This is a genomic window from Ginsengibacter sp. (assembly GCF_057362405.1).
In genome coordinates, this window is record NZ_JBMQQG010000234.1 from 1 (window position 1) to 24,369 (window position 24,369).

The 24,369-nt window shown below is 40.8% G+C and carries 15 protein-coding genes; 10 read left to right on the forward strand and 5 right to left on the reverse strand.

Going from position 1 to position 24,369, the window contains the following annotated elements; genetic code table 11:
• Positions 1–185: 185 nt before the first annotated feature.
• The 8 genes from ACO1O5_RS19735 (at position 186) to ACO1O5_RS19770 (ending at position 13,298) form a co-directional block, all read left to right on the forward strand.
• Complete coding sequence (locus ACO1O5_RS19735) at positions 186–1,256, forward strand: SMP-30/gluconolactonase/LRE family protein (protein ID WP_486273332.1); 1,071 nt, start codon at positions 186–188, stop codon at positions 1,254–1,256.
• Between the two features lie 258 nt (positions 1,257–1,514).
• Positions 1,515–2,636, forward strand: a complete 1,122-nt coding sequence (locus ACO1O5_RS19740; RefSeq protein WP_486273334.1) for an alpha/beta hydrolase-fold protein — start codon at positions 1,515–1,517, stop codon at positions 2,634–2,636.
• 327 nt (positions 2,637–2,963) lie between these two features.
• On the forward strand, positions 2,964–3,902 hold the full coding sequence (locus ACO1O5_RS19745; RefSeq protein WP_486273336.1) for a ThuA domain-containing protein: 939 nt from the start codon (positions 2,964–2,966) through the stop codon (positions 3,900–3,902).
• 189 nt (positions 3,903–4,091) lie between these two features.
• Positions 4,092–6,023: an alpha/beta hydrolase-fold protein gene (locus ACO1O5_RS19750; protein ID WP_486273338.1), complete on the forward strand. Its 1,932-nt coding sequence runs from the start codon at positions 4,092–4,094 to the stop codon at positions 6,021–6,023.
• A 31-nt stretch (positions 6,024–6,054) separates the two neighbouring features.
• Positions 6,055–8,664, forward strand: coding sequence for a xylan 1,4-beta-xylosidase (gene xyl3A / locus ACO1O5_RS19755; RefSeq protein WP_486273339.1), 2,610 nt, complete (start codon positions 6,055–6,057; stop codon positions 8,662–8,664).
• A gap of 17 nt (positions 8,665–8,681) precedes the next feature.
• Positions 8,682–8,900 carry a carbohydrate-binding protein gene (locus ACO1O5_RS19760; RefSeq protein ID WP_486273341.1) on the forward strand — a complete coding sequence of 73 codons (219 nt, stop codon included), beginning with the start codon at positions 8,682–8,684 and terminating at the stop codon, positions 8,898–8,900.
• A 35-nt stretch (positions 8,901–8,935) separates the two neighbouring features.
• A complete protein-coding gene (locus ACO1O5_RS19765; protein WP_486273343.1) occupies positions 8,936–11,344 on the forward strand; it encodes a glycoside hydrolase family 31 protein in 2,409 nt (802 codons plus the stop codon).
• A gap of 4 nt (positions 11,345–11,348) precedes the next feature.
• Complete coding sequence (locus ACO1O5_RS19770; RefSeq protein ID WP_486273345.1) at positions 11,349–13,298, forward strand: glycoside hydrolase family 97 protein; 1,950 nt, start codon at positions 11,349–11,351, stop codon at positions 13,296–13,298.
• A gap of 224 nt (positions 13,299–13,522) precedes the next feature.
• On the opposite strand, the gene ACO1O5_RS19775 is transcribed toward ACO1O5_RS19770, so the two are convergent.
• The 5 genes from ACO1O5_RS19775 to ACO1O5_RS19795 all read right to left on the reverse strand — a co-directional run bounded on the left by ACO1O5_RS19775 (position 13,523) and on the right by ACO1O5_RS19795 (position 19,413).
• Entirely contained in the window at positions 13,523–14,797 is a 1,275-nt protein-coding gene (locus ACO1O5_RS19775; protein WP_486273347.1) for a mandelate racemase/muconate lactonizing enzyme family protein, read from the reverse strand.
• A gap of 64 nt (positions 14,798–14,861) precedes the next feature.
• Positions 14,862–15,818, reverse strand: a complete 957-nt coding sequence (locus ACO1O5_RS19780) for an RraA family protein (RefSeq protein WP_486273349.1) — start codon at positions 15,816–15,818, stop codon at positions 14,862–14,864.
• Positions 15,815–16,966, reverse strand: a complete 1,152-nt coding sequence (locus ACO1O5_RS19785) for a bile acid:sodium symporter family protein (RefSeq protein WP_486273350.1) — start codon at positions 16,964–16,966, stop codon at positions 15,815–15,817. Before ACO1O5_RS19785 ends, ACO1O5_RS19780 begins: the two co-directional genes overlap by 4 nt.
• Positions 16,967–16,996: 30 nt before the next feature.
• Entirely contained in the window at positions 16,997–18,514 is a 1,518-nt protein-coding gene (locus ACO1O5_RS19790; protein WP_486273351.1) for a gluconokinase, read from the reverse strand.
• Positions 18,515–18,525: 11 nt separating this feature from the next.
• On the reverse strand, positions 18,526–19,413 hold the full coding sequence (locus ACO1O5_RS19795) for a helix-turn-helix transcriptional regulator (RefSeq protein ID WP_486273353.1): 888 nt from the start codon (positions 19,411–19,413) through the stop codon (positions 18,526–18,528).
• A 221-nt stretch (positions 19,414–19,634) separates the two neighbouring features.
• Here ACO1O5_RS19795 and ACO1O5_RS19800 point away from each other — a divergent pair, with 221 nt between their 5' ends.
• Both ACO1O5_RS19800 and ACO1O5_RS19805 read left to right on the forward strand, forming a co-directional pair.
• Entirely contained in the window at positions 19,635–22,796 is a 3,162-nt protein-coding gene (locus ACO1O5_RS19800; protein ID WP_486273355.1) for a SusC/RagA family TonB-linked outer membrane protein, read from the forward strand.
• Positions 22,797–22,807: 11 nt separating this feature from the next.
• Entirely contained in the window at positions 22,808–24,346 is a 1,539-nt protein-coding gene (locus tag ACO1O5_RS19805) for a SusD/RagB family nutrient-binding outer membrane lipoprotein (protein ID WP_486273356.1), read from the forward strand.
• Positions 24,347–24,369: the final 23 nt, after the last annotated feature.

The following is a 24,369-nucleotide window of genomic DNA, read 5'->3' on the forward strand; positions in this document are numbered from 1 at the left end:
AACTTTTAACACGCAATTTTTTTATGCTGACGCCGAAAATACTGGTGCATTTGTGTAATATTCTTCACTGTAGTTTTTTGGTAGTTTTTAATTTCAAGCCTTTTTATCTTGTATCAATTTAACGGGCTTCTGTTAAACTGAACGAAATCTTGCTTGATTATTTAACAAACTTAAAAATTACTACTATGACAAAAAAGTTGCTTCTTTTCCAGGCTATTTTATGTCTGGGATTTTGCTCCTGCCAGAAAAGTCTGGAGCGGAGTTCTCTTAATGCAATTGACTATAGCGCGGATCACACTAAAATTAGTTCTTCCGCAAGCACATTTTTTGATCCTGCCTATCTTATTTCAGCCAGCCAACATGGAATATTGGATACCATTCAAAAGGGATTTGGTTTCACGGAAGGCCCTGCGGTTGATAAAGATGGAAATGTGTTCTTTACTGATCAGCCTAACGACAAAATTTACAGATGGGATGCAAATACCGGTGCAGTATCGTTGTTTTTAACCGGCACTGGTCGCTCTAACGGAATGGCGTTTGATAGAAACGGCGACCTTATTGCCTGTGCCGATATGCATGGTGAATTATGGAAAATACATCCCAACGGTACACACGAGGTGCTGGTTGACAATTACAACGGAAAACTTTTAAATGGTCCAAATGATGTTTGGATTAATCCGGTTACCGGTGGCATTTACATAACTGACCCCATATTCCCAAGAGACTATTGGGATCCATCTGATCCCCGTAAGCAACCGTGGGAACCCACCCACTCTGAGCAAGCTGCAACTGGTAAAGGCGGGCACGTGTATTTCCTGGCACCTGGCAGTCACACTTTGGTTAGGGTAACCACAATGGCTGGATGGAATGCCGATATCTGGCCGAACGGTGTTACAGGTACACCCGACGGTAAAAAATTATACGTGAACGATTGGACCTATGATGGCACCGGTAAAATCTGGTCTTTTGATATTGATCCAAGTGGCAGCCTCTCTAACATGACGACGTTTGTTGATAATTTAAACTTTTGCGATGGTATGTCAATGGATGAAAAGGGAAATATCTATGTGAGTGGCGGCGTAGGAGTAAATGCCTTCGATCCGCACGGGAATAAGATTATGACAATTTCCGCAGGCGGCGGTTCTAATAATGTTTTTGCAGGCAAGAATAATAAATTATTGTTCATGACAGGCCCGACAGACAGGATAACTTCAGTAAAAATGAACGTGAAAGGTGTAGAGAGATTTCGCAATTAAGCCAGGGCAGTGAATGATGATTTGCTCTCCATAGATTAAAAATAATATATTGAAGAAAAATATTTCAAACTCACTGCGGAAAAAGAAAAATGTAGCTAATACCCTTTTCCGCAGTGAGTTTATTATTTTTAAGGATCCATAAGTTTATTCCAAAAGATATCCTGTTACGAACCTGTATTTGCTATTAAATTTCAAATTTATTTTTACGATATGATCACAACTATTTAATTGCTTTTTTAACTTAATAAAACACAAAAAATGAAGATCAGATTTATCACAAGTATTATCATAATCATCCTGGCGACTACTAGCTGTTTTGCTCAAAGTTCACAGCCTGGCATAATCGAAGATTTCACACCTTCTGAACTTAACCAGCCGGGGCAGGCGTATCCGCAGGTAAATTCCCAGGGCTATGCCCGTTTCAAAATTATTGCACCTGCAGCCGATAGTGTGAGAGTTAGCCTGGGGCTGGGTGGCCGCGGAGGCACCCTACTTACCAAAAGTTCGGATGGTTCCTGGATGGGAACAACCGAAGGCCCGATGGATGAAGGATTTCATTATTATCACTTAACCATTGATGGAGGTGTATTTAACGACCCCGGCGCATTGAATTTTTATGGATCTACCCGTTGGGAAAGTGGTATTGAAATTCCGGCACATGATAAGGATTTTTATGCGCTTAAAGATGTTCCACATGGTAATGTGCAGCAAATTCTTTTTCCTTCCAAAAGCACCAACACTCAACGTCGCGCCTTTGTTTATACACCACCGGGTTATGAAAAAGATAAATCTAAAAAATATCCGGTATTGTACTTGCAACATGGTTGGGGGGAAGATGAAACTGCGTGGAGTAACCAGGGGCATGCCAATTTAATCATGGACAACCTGATTGCGGAAGGCAAAATAAAACCATTCATCATTGTTATGACCTACGGAATGACCAACGAATTAAAATGGGGTCACATGAAGGAATTTAAAATTGAACCGTTTCAAACTGTGCTGGTTGATGAATTGATACCTTATGTTGATGCTCATTTTCGCACACTCGCAGATAAGTCGCATCGTGCTATGGCCGGTCTTTCAATGGGCGGCATGGAAACACATACGATTACACTGAATAAACCTGATGTATTTTCATATTATGCACTCCTTAGTGGTGGTATCTTTACACCGGAAGAGCTCAAAGACAAGTCGAAGCCTAAACTCATCTTTATAAGTTGTGGCAGCCGGGAGAGACCCGATGGCGTTAAGAATGCAGTGACTGCGTTGAAAGGAGCCGGCTACAATGCTGTTTCCTTTGTTTCAGAGAATACGGCACACGAATTCCTGACCTGGCGTCGCAGTCTGCATGAACTGGCGCCCCTGCTGTTTAAAGATTAGAAAAGTGAATCAAAAATGGCCTGATAAAGTCAGTAACAGAATGAAGAAATCCCAACGGCTGCTTGTGTTCTCATGATTTTGCATGCCATCCTTTGAGCGGGACTTTTAAAAAAGCAGGAAGGATACCAGCTATTGGAAAAGAAGATGGTCTATATCCGGTTATTTCAGATTTTCGGAAAGTATTGGATGAAAAGAAAATCAAACTTTATACTTTTATCACGGACGCGGCATACCTGGATGAATTTCCAACTTTGTCTTTCAACAATTGTGCAAATTCTTTTTGAGTAAGGTTGTCAATACTGTAGCTATTAAATGTCGCTAACTATTATGAGAAGATCCTTTACGATTCAAACTTTTAGTATGCTTGTTTTGATGGGGCTACCCGCAATTAATGCCTTTGCGCAAACAAATAAACCGATCCCTGTTTTAATCGTTGATGGATTCAGCAATCACGATTGGAAGCAGACTACAAAAGTTACCAGGTGGATACTGGAGGGAAGCGGGCTCTTTAAAGTGGATGTTTCTACAGTTCCTGCTGATAGTGTATTGCGTAAATCCTGGTTGCCTCAATTTAAAAAGTATGCGGTTGTTATTCAGAATACAAATAACATAGGCGACACCCAACTGAAATGGCCGCGAGATGCAGAGATAAAGTTGGAAGAATATGTAAAAAAAGGCGGCGGGTTATATGTACTTCATTCAGCTAACAATGCTTTTCCTCACTGGAAGGAATATAATAAAATGATCGGCCTGGGATGGCGGCCCAATACATTTGGTTATGCACTGGAAATTGATTCTGATAAAAACATTATCCGCTATCCACCCGGAGAGGGAAGAAATACCGGTCATGGAGACAGGTTTAATGCCGTTATACAAATACTCAACCGGCATCCAATCAACAAGGATTATCCTGATCAATGGGAAACAGCCAATACCGAGGTTTACAATTTTCCCCGTGGCCTGGCGGAAAACCTTACGATATTATCTTACGCTTACGACAGTAGCAGCACGCATAAAATGTGGCCGGTTGAATGGGTAGTTAAATATGGTAAAGGCTGGGTGTATACGTCAAGCATGGGGCATCTTTGGAAAGGTGAAATCTATCCGCCGGCATATCGTTGCGTTGGGTTTCAAACAACAATGATCAGGGCTGCTGAATGGCTGGCAACCGGAAAAGTGACTTATGCTGTGCCCGGCAATTTTCCAACAAAAAATTCCCTGAGCCTGAAAAGCGAAGCGGAATTTCTAAACTCAAATAAGAATTAAAAAGCTGAACATTTACATTGTTTCGGGAGGATGCACATGGATGAATTGTAAACCATACCTGCCACTGCGCTGCAACGGGTATTTAAATAATCATCAAATTATTATCGACGGATACAATAGAAAATGCCTTAATTATATTTAACTGTTTAAAACAATCAATGCAGCAACAAAACTCAATTTTGAAATAACATGAAAAAATTAATCTTTTTTATTGCGGCTATATTTGCGCTTGGCTATTTAGTGAATGCACAAGGTGTTATTCAACCTGCCCAACCCGGATTTGATATGGAACGCCCGGATATTCCACACGGGAAAGTTGATTCTTTTACATACAATTCCAAAACCGTTGGTGCAAAACGAAAGTCTTTGATCTATTTGCCACCGGGATATTCAAAAAATAAAAAATATCCGGTGCTTTACCTGTTACACGGAATAGGCGGCGATGAGTATGAATGGCTTCATGGAGGGCATCCTGAAATAATTTTGGATAATCTTTATGCCGAAGGCAAGGTGGAACCTATGATCGTTGTAATGCCGAACGGTAGGGCAATGAAAGACGATCGAGCTATCGGCAATATTTTTGATAGCACTAAAGTGGCAGCCTTTGCGACATTTGAGAAGGACTTACTAAACGATCTCATTCCTTATATTCAAAAGCATTACCCGGTTTATACGGACCAGCCACACAGGGCCATTGCCGGCTTATCAATGGGTGGCGGACAATCATTAAATTTCGGCCTCGGCAATTTGGATAAGTTCGCCTGGATAGGCGCTTTTTCTGCTGCGCCCAATACGAAAATACCGCAAGAATTATTGCCCGATCCGGCAGTAGCAAAAAGTAAACTTAAGTTACTCTGGATATCCTGTGGCGCCAGTGACGGCCTCATCATGTTTAGCAAACGCACACACGATTATTTGGTAAAGAATGATGTGCCTCATATTTATTATATAGAGCCTGGTGTTCACGAATTTAAAGTTTGGAAGGATGGCTTATATATGTTCTCACAATTAATTTTTAAACCGGTTGATACTTCCACATTTTCTAAATATCCTGTTGTAGGGGCTCCGGCGTCTACTAATATCAGGTCCGCAAAGTATCCGCAAATATTACCCGATCATCGTGTAATCTTCAGCGTTAGAGCGCCTGATGCACAAAAAATACAAGTTGACCTTGGTAAGAAATATGACATGGTAAAAGACACGAGCGGAACATGGACAGTGACAACCGATTCGATTGGAGAAGGGTTTCATTATTACTCATTAATAATAGATGGTGTTGCCGTTGCCGATCCCTCAAGCGAAACTTTTTATGGAATGGGGAGGATGGCCAGCGGCATTGAAATTCCCTTTGCAGGCGGCGGATATTATGCGATGAGAAATGTACCACATGGCGATATAAGAATTGAAAAATATTTTTCGAAAGTTACTAACTCCTGGAGACAATTTTATATATATACACCACCGGGCTATGATGCTGATGCTACGGCCAAATATCCTGCTCTGTATATACTACATGGCGGCGGCGAAGATGAAAGAGGATGGGCCATGCAGGGAAAAACAGATATGATTTTAGATAACCTTATCGCAGAAGGAAAAGCGAAGCCGATGCTTGTTGTAATGCCTGATGCGAATATTGGTGCAGGTGGTTTTAGTCCGGCCGGAATTGAAAGTTCTTTAAAAATGTTTGAATCCGAAATGAAAGAAGCTATTATTCCTTTTGTTGAAAAGAATTTTCGTACTAACGACAATCCGAACAGCCGTGCACTGGCCGGCTTATCACTCGGGGGGTTACATACGCTTTATACAGGAGTAAATAATACAGATATGTTTGCTTATCTCGGTGTCTTAAGTTCAGGTTGGATACTTCCTATGATGAATAACTTTGCAGATAATCAATATGCCTTTATGAAAGATAACGTTGATAAAATCAATCAAAATTTGAAGCTATTCTGGCTTTCAGAAGGTGGTAAAGAAGATATTGCTTATAAGAATGGCCAGATTATGTTGGGCAAATTAGATGACCTGAAAATAAAGCATACATATTACGAATATCCCGGCGGTCATACATGGCCGGTATGGAGAAATGATTTGTACCATTTTGCCCAGTTGCTCTTCCAATAATTTATTCAACCATAAAAATCATTTTACTGTCATGATTATTCTAAATAAAAAGAAAAGCATATTGATACTTCTCTGCTTTTCTTTTTTTGTCAATTCATTTGCGCAGCTTCCTTATCAAAATCCGTCGTTGAGCCCGGAAGAACGGGCGAAGGACCTGATCTCACGGTTAACATTAGACGAAAAGGCGTCATTGATGTTTGATCAGTCGCCGGCGATACCACGTCTTGGAATAAAAAAATTCAACTGGTGGAGTGAAGCATTGCATGGTTTTGCGAATAACGATAGTGTAACTGTTTTTCCAGAGCCTATCGGAATGGCCGCATCTTTTGATGACTCACTGGTCTTCAAAGTTTTTAATGCGGTTTCCGATGAAGTAAGGGCCAAATACAACCAGGCTCAAAAAAGGGGTTTGGAAAATCGTCGCTTCTTAAGTCTTTCTGTCTGGACTCCAAACATAAATATTTTCCGCGATCCCCGCTGGGGACGCGGGCAGGAAACCTATGGTGAAGACCCGTACCTAACTTCTCGTATGGGCGTGTCCGTTGTTAAAGGATTGCAGGGGCCGCCGGATGCGAAGTATCGTAAATTATTAGCCTGCGCCAAACATTATGCCGTGCACTCAGGCCCCGAATGGAGCCGACATACATTGAATCTTACTAACGTAAGCCCGACAGACCTTTGGGAAACATACCTGCCTGCATTTAAATCGCTGGTGCAGGATGCAGATGTGAGAGAAGTAATGTGTGCGTATCAACGCTTAGACGATGAGCCCTGCTGCGGCAATAACAGGTTGCTGGAAACTATTCTTCGTGAAGATTGGGGATTTAAATACCTGGTAGTATCTGATTGCGGTGCCATTACCGATTTCTTTAACAGTCATAAAGTTTCTTCCGATGCCACGCATGCGTCAGCAAAAGCTGCACTGGCGGGAACCGATGTGGAATGTGTCTGGCAGGGATATGCCTATGAAAATTTGCCGAAAGCTGTAGCAAAAGGATTGCTTACGGAGAAAGATGTTGACCAACATTTGCTAAGAGTAATCGAAGGCCGTATTTCATTGGGTAATCTTGATGATGACTCCCTGGTTCCATGGACAAAAATTCCCATGTCAATTGTAAACGATGCGGAACACCGGCAGTTAGCGCTGGATATGGCGCGTGAATCAATGACGCTGCTACAGAATAACAATAACATTTTACCGTTGAAAAAATCAGTAAAAAAGATTGCTGTTATTGGTCCTAATGCAGACAATCCTACGATGCTGTGGGGTAATTATAACGGTACGCCTATTCGAACAATTTCTATTCTTAACGGCATTGAAACCAAACTTTCTTCAAAAAATATTTTGTATGATAAAGCCTGCGACCTTGTAGAGGATAAAGTAACACAAAGTTATTTCTCCCATACTTCATTTGATGGGAAAAAAGGTTTTAAAGCTACCTATTGGAATAATCGCGAAATGTCCGGCGACAGCGTTAGAACTGCGCAGATCGCTAATCCACTAAAGATTACTACAGCAGGCGACCATGAATTTGCATCCGGTGTAAAACTGGTTGGATTTTCTGCCAAATATGAAACCGGGTTTACCGCACCCGAAACGGAAGAGATTGTTTTCAAATGCGGAGCCACTGGTTATTTTGAATTGTTTGTAAATGGAAAATCGTTACGGAGGTTTAATAACTGGCGCACGTTACCATCACGAATTCCTTACCAGGTAGAAAAAGGTAAAAAGTATAATATCGAAATTAAATATGCTCAGTTAAATAACTGGCAGGCAAACATTGAATTCGATTTTGGAAAAGAAGTAGCTATTGATTTTGCCGGTCTCATCAATAAATTGAAAGGCATAGACGAAGTAATATTTGTTGGTGGCATATCAGGCATGCTGGAAGGCGAAGAGATGCCGGTGTCATATCCTGGCTTTAAAGGTGGTGATCGCACCGATATTCAGTTGCCGGCAGTGCAACGCAAATGCTTACAAGCGTTAAAGGTCGCCGGTAAAAAAATTATTTTCGTAAACTGTTCCGGTTCCGCAATCGGGTTAGTGCCTGAAACAGAAAGTTGTGATGCCATCCTGCAGGCGTGGTATGGCGGAGAGTCGGGTGGCCAGGCAGTTGCTGATGTATTATTTGGTGATTATAATCCTTCGGGTAAGCTTCCAATTACTTTTTATAAAGACACCACGCAGTTCCCGGGCTTTGAAGATTATTCCATGAAAGGAAGAACTTACCGTTATATGACCAGTGAACCTCTTTTTCCGTTTGGCTATGGCTTAAGCTATACCAACTTCACACTAGGGAATGCTCACTTAAATAAAACACAGGTAGGGAAAGATGAAAATGTAGTTATAACAATACCTATCACTAACACGGGTAAACGCAGCGGCACGGAAATAGTACAGGTGTATTTAAAAAAAGTTAATGACACTAGTGGTCTCATAAAAACATTGAAAGGGTTTGAAAGAATGAACATTGCTGCAGGCAAAACAGATAATGCAGTGATCACGTTGCCTTACTCTGCTTTCGAGTTCTATGATGACAAAGCACTGGAAATGACTGTAATGCCGGGTGATTATGAAATATTATATGGAACCAGTTCTAATGCAAATGATTTAAAAGTTGAAAAGATTTCAATTCAATAGAGCATGAAAGAAATATATTGATAATAGAAGTGTTGCTGGGAAAAATAGAGATTCATTCAGATAAAATTGATGGCCCGCTGTTAGGGACTATTACTGTTAATGGTTCCGGTGAAGGTGATAACTGGAAGACAGTTTCTGCGCCAGTTAAAAACGTTAAAGGCATTCATAATGTATTCTTTGTTTTTAAAGGTGAAAAAGATCTTTTCGACTTCGAGTGGTGGCAGTTTAATAAATGATTTTTAGATTAAAGATTTATCATCAAAATAATATAATGCGAGCACATTTTCTTTTTTTACTTCTTATTACTGCAATTAATACCCAGGCACAAACCTGGCAAAAAACGGATGCCGGCATAAAAACAACAGTTAATAATGTCGCAATTGAAATAGAGTTCTACAATCCATCAACCGTAAGAATAGTTAAATCGCCTTCCGGTAGTTCGTTCACTAAAAAAAGTCTTTCGGTTATTGCAACACCTCAAAAGACAAACTTAATTTCAAAACAACAGAACGGCAATCTTACTATAAAAAGTGGAGATATAACGTTGAAGTGTAACCTTAGATCCGGAGTAATAAGTTTTTACGATAAAGCAGGAACAGCACTTTTACATGAAAAAGAAAACAGCACATCATTCACACCTTTTAATGATGCCGGCAGCAATACCTACAATGTAGAGCAGGCATATATTTTAGATAAAGATGAAGCCATCTATGGTTTAGGCCAGCAACAACAAGGTAAAATGGTGCAACGCAATCTTACTTTGCGTATGATCCAGGGAAACACAGACGATTACGTTCCATTTTTCCAATCAGCGAAAGGCTATGGATTGTTTTGGGATAATTATTCGCCGACAATATTTACAGATAATAAAGAAAGCACTTCTTTTAAATCAGATGTAGGTGATTGTATTGATTATTATTTTATGTACGGTGGCAATGCCGATGGTGTGATTGGCTGTATGCGAAACCTTACCGGCCAGGCACCCATGTTTCCCCTTTGGACTTATGGATATTTTCAGAGTAAGGAACGATACAAAAGCCAGGATGAATTGGTGGATGTTGTAAAAAAATACCGTGAGTTAAATGTGCCTCTTGATGGTATTATACAGGATTGGCAGTATTGGGGTAATAATTATCTCTGGAATGCCATGGATTTTTTGAATGAAGAATTTCCAGCACCAGAAAAAATGGTAAATGATATACATAATCTACATGCCCACCTCACCATATCCATCTGGAATTCTTTTGGCCCGAAAACAAAACAATACCGTGAGCTGGACAGCATTGGTGCATTGATGAATTTTAGTACATGGCCACAATCGGGTTCTACTATATGGCCTCCGCGGCGTGATTACCCATCCGGTGTAAGAGTGTACGATCCCTATAATCCCGTGGCCCGCGATATATACTGGAAATACCTTAGCAAGATGCATGCATTGGGAATAGATGGCTGGTGGATGGATTCATCGGAGCCGGACCATCTGGATGTTAAGCCTTCCGATTTTGATGAAAAGACTTATCTCGGTTCTTTTAGAAAAGTACGTAATGCTTTTCCATTGATGACGGTTGGCGGCGTGTATACACATCAGCGTGCAGTTGATTCAAACAAAAGAGTATTTATTCTTACCCGTTCTGCATTCGCCGGACAGCAACGCTTTGGAGCCAATACATGGTCGGGTGATGTTACAGCTTCATGGCATGCATTAAGAAACCAGATTTCTGCCGGTCTTAATTTTTCTTTATGTGGCATCCCTTACTGGAACAGCGATATTGGTGGTTTCTTTTTATGGAATTTTAAAAAGAAACTGGAAGACCCCGAATACCGTGAACTATACGTTCGCTGGTTGCAGTTCGGCACTTTCTGCCCAATGATGCGTTCGCATGGAACTGATGCCCCCCGTGAAATTTACCAGTTTGGCAAGGCAGGTGATCGGGATTTTGATGCCATAGAAAAATATATAAAACTGCGCTATAGGCTACTACCTTATATCTATTCCACTTCGTGGGATGTTACAGCTAACCATTCCAGTATGATGCGTGCTCTTGTAATGGATTTTGCAAAAGATAAAAATGCATTGGATATTGATGACCAGTTTATGTTTGGCAAATCCATCATGGTAAGCCCGGTTACCAATGCTATGTATATAAAGCCTGTCGTTAACGGAAAAGATACATCGCTGGCCGAAGATTTCAGTAAAATCAAAACAAAAGAATTGTACTTGCCTGCTGGTACCGACTGGTATGATTTCTGGACCGGTGAAAAAATCAGCGGCGGGAAAAAAATAACCAGGGAAACGCCGTTTGATATTATTCCTCTTTATGTAAGATCCGGTTCCATTATTCCAATTGGGCCAGTTGTACAATTTGCTGAAGAAAAAAAATGGGATAACCTGGAAATTCGTATTTATCCGGGCAAAAATGGAAAATTTGTGTTGTATGAAGATGAGAACGATAACTACAATTATGAGAAGGGAATTTATTCCACTATTGTTTTTAATTGGGATGATGCTAAAAGGAGATTAACTATCAACGATAGGAATGGCACTTTTCCTGGAATGCCTGAAAGCAGGAAATTCAATATCGTTGTTGTTGATACTAATAAAGGTGTTGGAGGAAATGTAGTTGCCACACCAGATAAAGTAATAACATATGCAGGACAAAAAGTAGTAGTGAAATTATAACTAAATGATACCAGGAAAAAAACAGATGCTAAAAATTATATCATTTATTGTTATCGAACTCTGTGCCATCACAACTTTTGCCCAGAAACTAACGGTTCAATCGCCCAATCAAAAAATCAGTGTATCGCTTTTTAGTCAGCAAAACACAGATGCAGGAGAATGGTACCTTAATACTTCCTATAATAATGGGAGTAAAGTTTCAGAAGCCATTCCCCGAATAGATTTGGGATTGTCAAGAAATGACCAGGATTTTTCAAAAGAATTAAAATTTCTGAAAGCCGGAAAACCGACTTTGATTAATGAACAATACACGGCTTTGCATGGTAAAAAATCCCTTTGCCCCAATTCAGCAAATGAAATAGTAGTTTCTTTCGAAAATCCTTCCAGAGCAAAATTGAATATCATTATCAGGGCTTACAACGATGGCATTGCTTTTCGTTATGAATTCCCGGAAAAAAAAGGTTCTTTTGTTATGATAGATGAACTGACTGCCTATACGATTCCAAACGAAACAACCCGTTGGATGGAAAAGTGGAATCCCGCTAATGAAGGTCTTTACACGATGATGAGCGATGATAAAGTGGAGAAACAGGAATGGAGTTACCCGGCTCTTTTTCAAACAAAAGATAGCTCATGTTGGTTTCTACTGCACGAAGCAGGTTTAGACAGTACTTATTGCGGTACAAAACTGAGCAATGTTACTGATGAATCGAAATATAAACTTACTTTCCCAAACCCTAAAGATGGAAGGGGCACGGGTAAATCAACACCCACGATCGTGCTTCCATGGAAATCGCCCTGGCGTGTGATTATTATGGGGAGCCTTTCAGATATTGTTACCTCTACTTTAGTGGATGATGTTTCCCCGCCATCCGTAATTAAAAATACAGACTGGATAAAACCAGGACTTGTTTCATGGAATTACTGGTCAAGCAACCATGGCACAAAAGATTACAAAACCGTTTGTGCATTTGCGGATTTGGCGACTGAAATGAACTGGCCCTACACATTGCTTGATTGGGAATGGGATAAGATGGCTAATGGTGGGAATGTTGAAGATGCTGCAAAATATATTTTATCCAAGGGTGTCAAGCCATTGATATGGTATAATTCAGGAGGAAACCATACATGGGTTTCCGCCACCCCAAAGGACCGGATGCTTACTCACGAAAATCGTGTGAACGAATTTACCAGGTTAGAGAAAATGGGATTTGTTGGGGTGAAAATAGATTTCTTTGAAAGCGAAAAACAGGATATGATTAAATATTATCTTGATATTTTGAAGGACGCTGCTCAATTTAAGATGATGGTATATTTTCATGGTTGCATAGTGCCAAGAGGGTGGTCAAGGACATATCCGAACCTGATGACAATGGAAGCAGTGAGAGGAGCCGAGTGGTACAATAACGGGCCAGATTTTACTATGGCGGCACCAGAGCATAACACTATCCTTCCTTTTACAAGAAATGTAGTGGGACCAATGGATTATACGCCAGTTACCTTTACCAATTCTCAATATCCCCATGTTACTTCTTATGGCCACGAGTTGGCGTTGAGTGTAGTGTTTGAATCCGGATTACAACACATGGCAGATCGTCCTGAAGGTTATTATGAACTTCCTGATGCTGCAAAAACATTTCTTAAAGAAGTTCCAAATGCATGGGACGATACCAAATTGCTTGATGGTTATCCCGGCAAAGACGTTACAATTGCACGCCGCAAAGGTAATTCGTGGTATATAGGAGGCATTAATGCAGAATTAAAAGAAAAAATTAAAACAATAAAGTTTGATTTTTTACCTAAAGGGATAAAGTATAAACTCACATTAATTGCTGATGGCAAACACGATAAAGATTTCGAAACACAATATTTAGTCGTGGATAAAACAAGTTCAGCTGATGTTAAATTACTTCGCCGGGGTGGTTTTGTGGCATCTTTAATACCGATGCAATAAGACATTATTTTTTATTTTTTTTATTAATGAATGATGAGACTGAAAATTTTTCTTACTGATCAGCCTGGTGCCTGCAATTGCATTCGGGTAGGATTATAATGCAATTTCTAATGAAGTGAATTAGAGCTTAGCAGATATACAACTGTCCACTAACAGGCAGATAACTGAAAACCAAATAACAGGAACTTTACTTCTGTGCCTGTTACCGGTTTAAAGCAAGTTACTTACTCAAAGAAGGGAACATCGGGAACTGCATATTTTTTCAATCCTTCTACATTAAGCTCTACGCCAATGCCAGGTTTGTCAGATAATACAAGAAATCCTTTTTCAATAAATGGTTTATCGTATGTTATGATCTCTCTCCATTTTGGTTGAGTGTCACTCAATGTTTGCCATTCCAGGATATGAAAATTGGGTACCGAAGCACAAACATGCGCAGTGGCCATAGCCCCAAGAAACGAACCAACCATATGTGGTGAAAAAGGAGTATAATATAAATTGGCAAGATTTGCTATGCGCTGCCCTTCGCCAAGGCCACCGCACTTCTGAAGGTCCGGCATAATGATATCAATGGCCGCTTCTGATAGTAAACGGGTATAACCATACCCGAGATAAAAATTTTCCCCGGCGCAAATTGGTGTACTTGTTTCCTGTGTGATCGTTTTATATACATCTATATTATCGGCAGGTACCGGCTCCTCCAGCCACATAAGATTTAAAGGCTCCATCATTTTGGCCACTTTTCTTCCTGTCGGTGCATCATAGCGGCCGTGCATGTCCACGCAAATGTCAATGTGCGGTCCTACAGCTTTGCGGACAGCCTCAATGGAGTTATACATTCTTTCCAGTTCAGCATTACTGGCGGTCCAGTTGTACCGGTCAAATTTATTTGGATCATTTGCTTCATCAATATCAAACTTAACAGCGGTGTATCCCCTGCTCACGGCGTCTGTTGCAGCTTTTGCATAATCTTCCGGTGCAGGATTTCTTACTGCGTATAATTCTGTATCACAGTAGACCCTCACTTTATCACGGAACTTACCACCCAATAACTGGTAAACAGGCAGGCCAAGGGCTTTGCCGCACAAGTCCCACAGCGCAGCATCAAATGCTGATAGCACCGCAACATACATTCCTGATTGGGCGCCGCCGAAGAAATTTCCTTTTCTCAATTCCTCAAAAATCCTGTTCGGGTTTAAAGGACTTTTCCCGGTTATTTGCTTTCCTATTCGCTGCACTAAATAATACGTTCCGCCGATAGCGTCTACCGCTTCACCGCTGCCCCATATATCCTGGTTAGTAAAAATTTTTACGAATAAACCACCACCGGAATAAGCACACTTCACGCCGGTTATTTTTAAATCGGAAGGGGCTGAAGATTTTGGCGTTCTATCTACCGCTTCCGTAATTCCCTTCCCAAAAGTTGATAATGATGCGAAAGGTGTAATGGCAGCAGCGATTGCCGCTTTCGTCAAAAATGACCTCCTTGAATTTGACATGATCTTAGTTTTTTAGTTTTAATAATTAATTGTTTGATTCCTGGATTCGACTATTCTTGATAGTTTACCAGGTTCTGTCTTTTAAATATTCCTGTATCTGTTCTTTGCCAACCGGCAATTCATTAATATGATCGTTTAACCACTTCGAAAAATCTTTTTCGATGTCATCTGTCCAGCGGGCATCAATTTGCCCGGCCGTGTATTTTCCTTCTCTTAACCGCTGGTGGCCAAACTGGTCGCGTAAACGCACAATTTCTGAAGTCTTCACTACTTGTTCGGCCAGTTGTGGTGGGATGAAAACTACCACTCCCATCTTACCCAACACAACATCTCCGGGCATTACCGTTACAGTTCTAATACGGGTAGGGTGATTGATTCCAACTATCATAGTGGTTAAATCTCTGTTTTGCCCGCCGCCGGGGTTATGATATGAAGGATCATAGCTGGTATAATAAGATGTAAAACCACCTATTTCTTTTAAACCTTCCAGGTCTCTTATGGCGCCATCGTAAACAATTCCATTGCCTGTTCGGGCATAGATGGCATTACCTACGTTATCACCAATAGTAGGCCCGTTTCGTTTTGCGCCGAACTGATCCGCGACATACACATCTCCTTTTACCAACATTTCAACGGTCCAAACATTTTGAGCTCTTCTGCCTTGTTTTTTTCCTAATGAATCTATGGCCTTCCATACGTCAGGCCGCCCGGGCATAAACGTTGTAGTTACTGCACGGCCCACCAGCACGCTATCCGGATTGATGACTTGCCAATCTTCGGCAACCTGGTATTTATAACCAGCATTGCTCATAACAGCCCATGCTTCTTCTACGCTAACTGATTTCATTCTTCGTATGATATCGTCGGGAACTTTTGGTCTTCCATCCGGGAAACGTTCGCCTTTCCATTCGGGTGTTAAGGCAATTAATTCTTCCTTACTTATTTGCACTTGCTGGCTCTGTGCAAATTGCACAATGCCACATAATGTAATTGCTGTAACTAAAATTTTCATTTTTTTCATAATGCATTTTTTTGATGTAGTGAGATATATTCTTTGCCGGCTATAGGTTCTTCGTCCTTTCGCGGCAAACGGTTGTGCCACCAACTTGCCAGCGCAGATCCTGTGATGTTCATCAATGGGCCAAATACCGCAGCTGCCAGGCCAACGGTTCCAATTTTCCCCATTTGTTTCGCAATACCTGAAGCCAGTCCTGCATTTTGCATACCGACTTCAATGGCAACTGTACGGCAGTCCCGCTCAGGCAACCTGAATAACCTGCTTGTCCAGTAACCCAATAAATAACCAAACGAATTATGAATTAACCCAACCAGGATTAGCAAGAGCCCGATCTTCATCAAATTATCGCGGCCGGCTGCTACAATTATGGTAACGATAGCCGCGATACTGAACATAGAAATAAATGGCAAGGTCTTATCAAGCCACTTTAATTTTCCAAAAAATAACTTATTAAAAATTAAACCTGCACCGATGGGTATAATGATCATTTTAAAAATATCCCACATCATGCTCATCACATTAATTTCGACCAGTGCACCAGCAAAATATTTCATGAGCAAAGGCGTAACAAAAGGAGCAAGTAGTGTAGTGACGGAAGTAATTGTTATTGACAAAGCAAGATTTGCTTTTGCCAGGTAGGCCATCACGTTAGATGCCAGCCCACTGGGTGAACATCCTATTAATATAATGCCGGCAGCTATTTCAGGCCCAAAGTTGGTAAGGCTTGCCAGTGCAAAACCAAGCAACGGCATTATGGAAAATTGGCAAGCCACACCAATGATTACTCCTTTTGGTGATTTAGCAATGGAAGCAAAATCTCTAACGCCCATCGATGAGCCCATACCAAACATGAGCACCTGTATTAAAGGAATGATGGAATTACTCAATTTGAAAGTTCCCCATTCTGTAAAATATTGCGGGTGGAACATGGCCAGTGTCACCGAGGCAAAAATGATTGCTGTAAATGACATTCCTTTCAGCAATTTGCTACCTCTAAAGGCAAATGCAATACATACAAAAAATATAGCGATCAACCAACCGGTTATATTTATTTGCCCTGCTATCCAAAAGATTACCGATGCAACAACACAAAGGGCAGCAAGGCTGTAAAAGATATTCGGATAAGTTTTGACCGGCATATTTTCAGACATAATTATGGTAATAGTTAAAAGCGTTCTGGTTTACGACTGTTGCAGGGCAGCAATTTCAGCAAACTCATCAGCCAGTTTAGTACTAAGTGTTTCAAATATTTTGTAATATTTTAGATAAGTTCTATGATTATTTTTTTCAGGGGGTACAAAATCTCCCAACACAACTGTTTTTACGGCTTCATCGAGAGAACTGTAGATACCCATTTCCGTCGCGCTTATTAGGTAAGAACCATAGCTTACACTATTGTAATTTTGCCTGAACCGGACGGGTTTATTGTAGATATCGGCCACCATTTGTACAAAAAAGGGGAGTGTACCAAAACTTCCGTTAATAGAAAGCTTGTTAAAGGCACGATGTTCCTGGAGGGTTTTGCCAATACTATAAATTTCATATAAAATGCCTTCGATGACGGCTCTTAAAAAATGCGCTTTGGTGTGCTTTATATTTATTCCGAAATAAACACCACGTGCATTAGCATTCCATATGGGTGCTCTTTCGCCCAACAAATACGGAAGAAATATTAAACCGTCCGATCCGGCTAAAATGCCTGAAGCTTCATTGATTAACTCCGACATGCTATCTTCGATATCAAATGGATTTTTAAAATCACCAAACTGCCTGGTGAACCATTCAAAAATGATCCCTCCGTTATTCGTAGGCCCTCCGGACACATACCGGTTTTCTGTAAGCAAATAATTGAAGAAGCGTTGTTTATCATCCTGTAAAACTTTATCTCCCATTACTCTTACAGCACCACTATCTTCTACAGTTATGTTTGCCATCCCTTCGCCATTTATTCCGTCTCCCAGTGTAGCCATGCATCCATCGCTGGAACCAACAAGAAGTTTGGTATCCGCTGATAGACCCAATGATGTTTGGTATGCCTGATTTAATTTTCCTGCACATGTAAAAACAGGCACCAGGTCTGGTAACATGGTTGCGGTGATACCTGCAAATTTGAGGGCCTCAGGCTCCCATTGAATTTTGTGAATATTAAGCAGGCCTGTTGCGGAAGCAATACTGTAGTCAATCATGTACTCGCCCGTTAGTTGCTGCAGGATATAACCCTTGAGCGATAAAAATTTACTAACCTGTTTGAATTTTTCCTTTTCATTGTTTTTTATCCAGGCAATTTTTGTTAGTGGTGACATGGGGTGCAGCGGCGTGCCGGTAGTTTTATATATCCTTTTACCGAGAGCTGAATTTTTGAGTTCCGCTGCTTCCTTGTTAGCCCTGTTATCTGCCCAGGTAATAGCGTTTCCCATTGGGTTTCCTCTTTTATCCACCGCAAGCACACTGTGCATGGATGCACTGAAACAGACAGATAATACCTTATATTTTTTTGGATGTATTAAATCGTTCAAAAGGTTTTTCAGCACATACATCATAGTGATAAAGATCTGGTCGGGATCCTGTTCACTATAATCCGGTTCACTATGAAATGTGGGGCAGTATCCCTTTAGCGACCCAAGAATATTGCCATGCAAATCAAATGCATATACTCTTACTGCATTGGTGCCGAGTTCTATGGTGATGATACATTCCATGGTTGAAATAATTATTTCGTTCGTAAATGATTTTTTCTAAATTGACTTGGCGTATAGCCAGTTAGTTTTTTAAAAGTGGTCGAGAAATGCTGAGAAGAATAAAACCCGGTATCCAATGCAATATCGGTGAGGCTGATGGCTGGATTTTTCAATAACTTAATTGCTTCTGCAATCCGGATATTGATAAGATAACTTACCGGTGAAAAACCCGAATAACTTTTCACTTTGTCATTAAATAATGTAGTACCCAGTCCTACCAGTGCCGCCATTTCTTCTACCGTCCATTGATGTGAAAGATCCCTCCTCAGCTCGTGTTCCAGTTTCATAAATGCTGTAGGAAAATCTCGTCCCGGATTGGATATCCTGGAGAAACGTCTTGCCATCTGGATCAAAATTTCATCCAGTAAATGATTTATGCGTGCCTGGTAACCCACTTCCTTGTTGAATAATTCAGCCTGAATAGATTTGAAAATGTGACCTGCTTCGGTAAATTTCTGAAGCACTGGTGACTTGTTCATTTGCAAGATCTTACTAACGGTATGGGCTTCTCTATCTGATAGACTGCTCCAGCAACCCGTTAAAAGAAATTCCTTTTCGTTCCGTTTTACATCCAAATGGATCCAGGAAAAACAGCCAATTTCTAATACATTATTTTCGTTTCCAAACTCCGTTGCCGGTAGTATTAGTGCTGCATCGCCGGGATATAATACAAAAGATTGTTTATTAATTGTCCATTCAAATTTGCCATCCTGTATATAATATATTTTTAGTCCTTCATCCACCATCCGGCGAAAACCATTCAGTCGAATAGCCGAATTCTTGATGACGCCTATTTCCGTTATATGCGGAAACAGGCGTAACTCCAAGGCTTTCTTTTGGTGAAGGAGAAATTGATTCATAGTAATTAAGACCAGGTATCTCGTAAGTCCTTTTCTGCAATCGTTAATAATATAATTACTCTATAAAGAAAGGGAATTTATCTTAAGAGAATTTATAAAATCCAACGAAGTTTTTTATTGGAAGTTTTTGCTTCAACGTATTTCTAATTTAGCATTGGTTTTCTAAACCCAGGGGGAATACAAAATCCCCTAATTATTCATTTACTTAAACGAATTGCTTTATGAAGAAAAAACTACAACCGGCTTATGTACCGGGCTTAACGAGGTTTCTTTTTTCTCTCCTGCTTTTTGCTTTTTCTATTGCCGCAAAAGCTCAAACAACAGTTACCGGAAGAGTTTTAGATGAAAACAACCAGCCCGTTTCCGGGGTTACCGTTCAGATTAAAAATACCAACAGGGCAACGGTAACTGATCAGTCGGGGAGATTCAAAATTAATGCAGCAAAAACCGATGTTCTCGTGTTCAGCTACGTTGGGTCAGAAACACAGGAAGAAACAGTGGGCAACCGGAATTCTATCAATATCCGGATATCCGGCACAGCTAAGAATCTTGGCGAAATTGTAGTTACTGCCTTAGGTATTACCAAACAGGCACGAGGGTTAGGTTATTCTACAACCAATGTTAATCCGGATGAACTTTCTGTAAACCGAACTCCAAATGTTATGAATGCCTTGCAGGGTAAAGTTGCCGGGGTAAACATTACTTCGTTAGGAACCGGCCCGGGAGGAACTTCAAAGATTCGCATCCGGGGCCAATCTTCCATTTCAGGGCAAAACAACCCATTGATCGTAATTAATGGAGTACCGGTTGACAATACCAATTTCAACGATAATACAATTGGTGTTGCAGGTGGCGGCGTTTTTTCAGATGGTGGAGACGGCTTATCAAGTATTAACCCGGATGATATTGAAAGCATGAGTATTCTGAAAGGAGCTCCCGCTTCTGCACTTTACGGCTCACGGGCTAAAGACGGAGTTATCATGATCACCACTAAAACAAGAGGAAAAGGTAAGGGCCTGGGCGTAACGTATAATGGAAATTACACCGACGAAACACCTTTGGATTTTACCGATTATCAAAAAGTATATGGCCAGGGAGAAAACGGGGTTCGTCCTACTACCCCAAATCCAACCTCTGGCGAATGGTCTTTTGGTGAAAAATTTCAACCCGGTATGACCCAGACATTATTTAATACCCCCGGCATTCCTTATGTACCCCAGGGTAGCCGGATTAAAGAATTTTACCGCCATGGCCAAAACTTTGCAAATACTGTTACAATGGAAAGTAGTGGTGACAAGGGAGGTATGCATCTTTCATTAAATAATACAGATAACCTGGGAATTGTACCCAATAACAGCTTTAACCGTAAGGGCATGAATCTTGGGTTTAGTTATAATTTATCTGATAAATTTAGTTTCGCAGGTAATGTTAATTACACAAATGAGGTAAATAAAAATCCTCCAAACATATCCAACCAGGACAATACCATCCCAACTGCTTTGATGGCATTAGCCAATTCGATGCCATTAAGTGTGTTAGAAGCGAATAAATTCAACCCCGGCACTGAAGATGAATATGTTTATTCAAGATTCAAAAACAGAACCAATCCATTTTGGGAATTATCGCAACAGTTCCATAATATAAGAAGAGACAGAATTTTTGGAAACATTTCAACAAAATATAATATCCTTCCCTGGCTTTTTGTCCAGGGTCGCTTTGGCCAGGATTACTGGTCACGTGATGAAGATGTAAATAATTTTCCTACCGGCCAGGCCTCAAGGGGTTCAGCACCTGCTGGTTTTGTAAACGGCGTCTACACGCAGGAGTCACGCCGTTTCAGAGAAACTAACCTTGATTTCCTGGTTAATGCTACCAAAGAATTTGGAAATTTTGCTGTCTCTCTCACCGGTGGGGGCAATCAAATGCGCAGGCGTACTGATGTAAACAATGTGCAGGTAACTGATTTTGTTATCAGGGATCTTTATACTGTTCAGAATGGCAGGGCAAAAAATCCTATTTATAATCTTTCTCAGAAAGGTGTAAACTCTTTATATAGTTCTGGTGAAGTATCTTGGAACCGCACGTTGTATCTGAATGGAACTGTTCGAAACGATTGGTTCTCTACATTGTCCGCGGCTAACAGAAGCATATTATATCCTTCAGTTTCCGGCGCATATGTTTTTTCAGAAACATTTAAGAACAGCTTACCCTGGTTGACTTTTGGAAAGATTAGAATGGGATACGCGGAAGTAGGTAGTGATGGCGACGTTGCTCCTTATTCTAACCAGTTATTCTATACTATTAATTCTAATTTGATTAATAATCCGGCAGGAACGGCGGTTCCGGTAGGAGGAAGCGGCGCTACAGTGCCCAATGCCAATTTAAGGCCTAGCAGAACTGCTGAAACAGAAGTAGGACTTGAATTAAAAATGTTTGACAGCAGGGTGAGTCTTGATGTGGCTGCATACAGAAAAATAACTACTGACCAGATTGTTCCGGTGCAAATATCAGATGCTTCAGGGTTTGTAAACACAAGTATCAACAGTGGTAAAAGCCGCAATTTAGGTTTTGAAGTTTTGCTGGATGTAATACCGGTAAGAACAAAAACTTTTACATGGGATTTTACTGCTAATACTTCATTCAACAAAACAAGGGTGCTCAGCATTCTTACCAGTACACCCGGCGAAAGGATTACTATAGGAAGCCATCCTTTTAATGGTGAAGTGAGAGATGTTGTTGGAAAAGAGATTGGGCAAATTGCCGGATATGGATATGCCCGGGATGCAAAAGGGCGAAGAATTTTTCAGTCAAACGGAATACCATTGCGTACACCCGACCTAGTTTTGTTTGGAAGTGCCTTGCCTAAATGGACCGGAGGCTTTCTTAATTCATTTAGTTACAAAGGAATCAGTTTGTCCGTGTTCATAGATTATAAATTAGGCAACAAAGTTTTATCAGGTACTAACTTCAACGCTATCCGCGAAGGGCTTCATAAAATGACATTGCAAGGAAGAGAAAGCGGGGTGACAGGAGATGGCGTGGATCCTAATGGAAACGTCAACACAGCCGTAGCAAAAAATCAAACTTACTGGGAGCACCTTAGATCACAAGCTCTTGTTGAGGCTGTTATCTATAACGGAGGTTATTGGAAACTCCGGCAAATAACGGTAGGATACGATTTTACAAAATTTATTCCGTCGCGATGGCCGGTTAAGGGCGTTAAGCTCGATTTGGTTGCTAATAATGTTCTTATTATTAAGAAATGGATTGACAACATTGACCCTGAATCCTCCGGGTACGGTTCTGATAATATGATCGGGCTGGAGTCTCCTAGCATTCCCACAACAAGAGGGTTGGGTTTGAACTTAAATATTAAATTCTAATACGACTAATTATGAAAAAAATATGTAACTATAGTTTACTGGCGGTTTTAATATTATTCGCCGCTTCCTGCGATAAGGGATTGGAACGACTAAATAAAAATACTACTGACCCTACCGCAATTGATCCTGTGCTTCTTTTAAACAATGCAGTTATCAATACCTCATTTCCTGTAAAATCACTGGTTTTTGATATAGGGATCGTTCAGCAGATGGTTACCCCAAACGGTGGCGTACTGGCCGGCGCCAATTTTAACCAGGATAGCAGGGAAAGTACCACTTCCCCTATATGGATAGGTTATTATGAAAATGTCATTAAAAATACACATGATGTAATTGTGAAAACAAAAGATAACGCTGCAAGAAGTAACCTCTATAATATGGCCCGCATATTCCAGTCTTATGCATTCATGATTCTTACTGACGAATACGGTGACATCCCCTATTCACAAGGAGGTGCTGGTTATACCGACCAGGTATTTTTTCCTTCATATGATCAGCAGAAGGATATTTACCCGGACATCATTCAGCAGTTGACAGAGGCATCAGCAGCATTAAGCACTACAGGGGTAATCGAAACGCAAGATGTGCTATACGCAGGAGACATTGCTAAATGGAAAAAATTTGCCAATTCATTGTTATTGAGAGCGGGCATGAGGCTTGTTAAAATTGATGCTGCCAAAGCCCAGGCCACCGTTCAGGCTGCCTTCGCGGCAGGTGTAATAACTTCCAATGCTGATAACGCTTACATGAGACATGATGGTAACTATACACAGCCTATTGGCGGTACGCTCAATGGTAGTGAGGCTGCCAATTTTTACCTGACCAAGCCTTTTGTTGATCAGCTTAAAAATACAAATGATCCAAGGTTGTCGGCTATTGCTATTCGTTATGTAGGCGCCACTTCTGGCAATGGACAAACAGTCGGTGTGGGTTCTACAAGCCCTGCTCAGCAAATTGGAATGCCAATGGGATTTGACAACGGTAGTATTGTTGCCCAAGCAACCGTTGATGGGTTGGCAAGCTTTTATGATTACAGCCAGGCAGATAGGAGAAGGATCGTAAAAAGTTCCGCTCCTGTATTCTTTGTTACTGCCGCCCAAACAAATTTGTTGTTGGCTGAGGCTGCTTTCAGGGGCTGGATAACTACAGGTACTGCTGACCAATATTTTTCTAATGGAATAAAAGCCCACATGGACCAAATGGCTACTTATGATCCAGGCTGTGCCATAGCTGCCGGCGACAGAGATACTTACGTAGCTGCAAATCCGCTCGTTGCAGGGACTGAGCTGGAACAAATCAACACCCAATATTGGATTGCGTCATTTTTAAATGGTCCTGAAGCTTTTGCTAATTTCAGAAGGAGTGGTTTTCCTGCGTTAACGCCTAACCCATATGGGCAACCTAACAACCCGGACGTACCTACCGGAACTTTTATCAGGAGGCTTACTTACCCAACTTCTGAATTATCCGTAAATACAAATAATGTAAATGCGGCAATTGCTTTACAAGGGCCTGATAAATTAAGCACAAGAATTTGGTGGGATAAATAAGTTCAAAAAAAATTGATAATGCC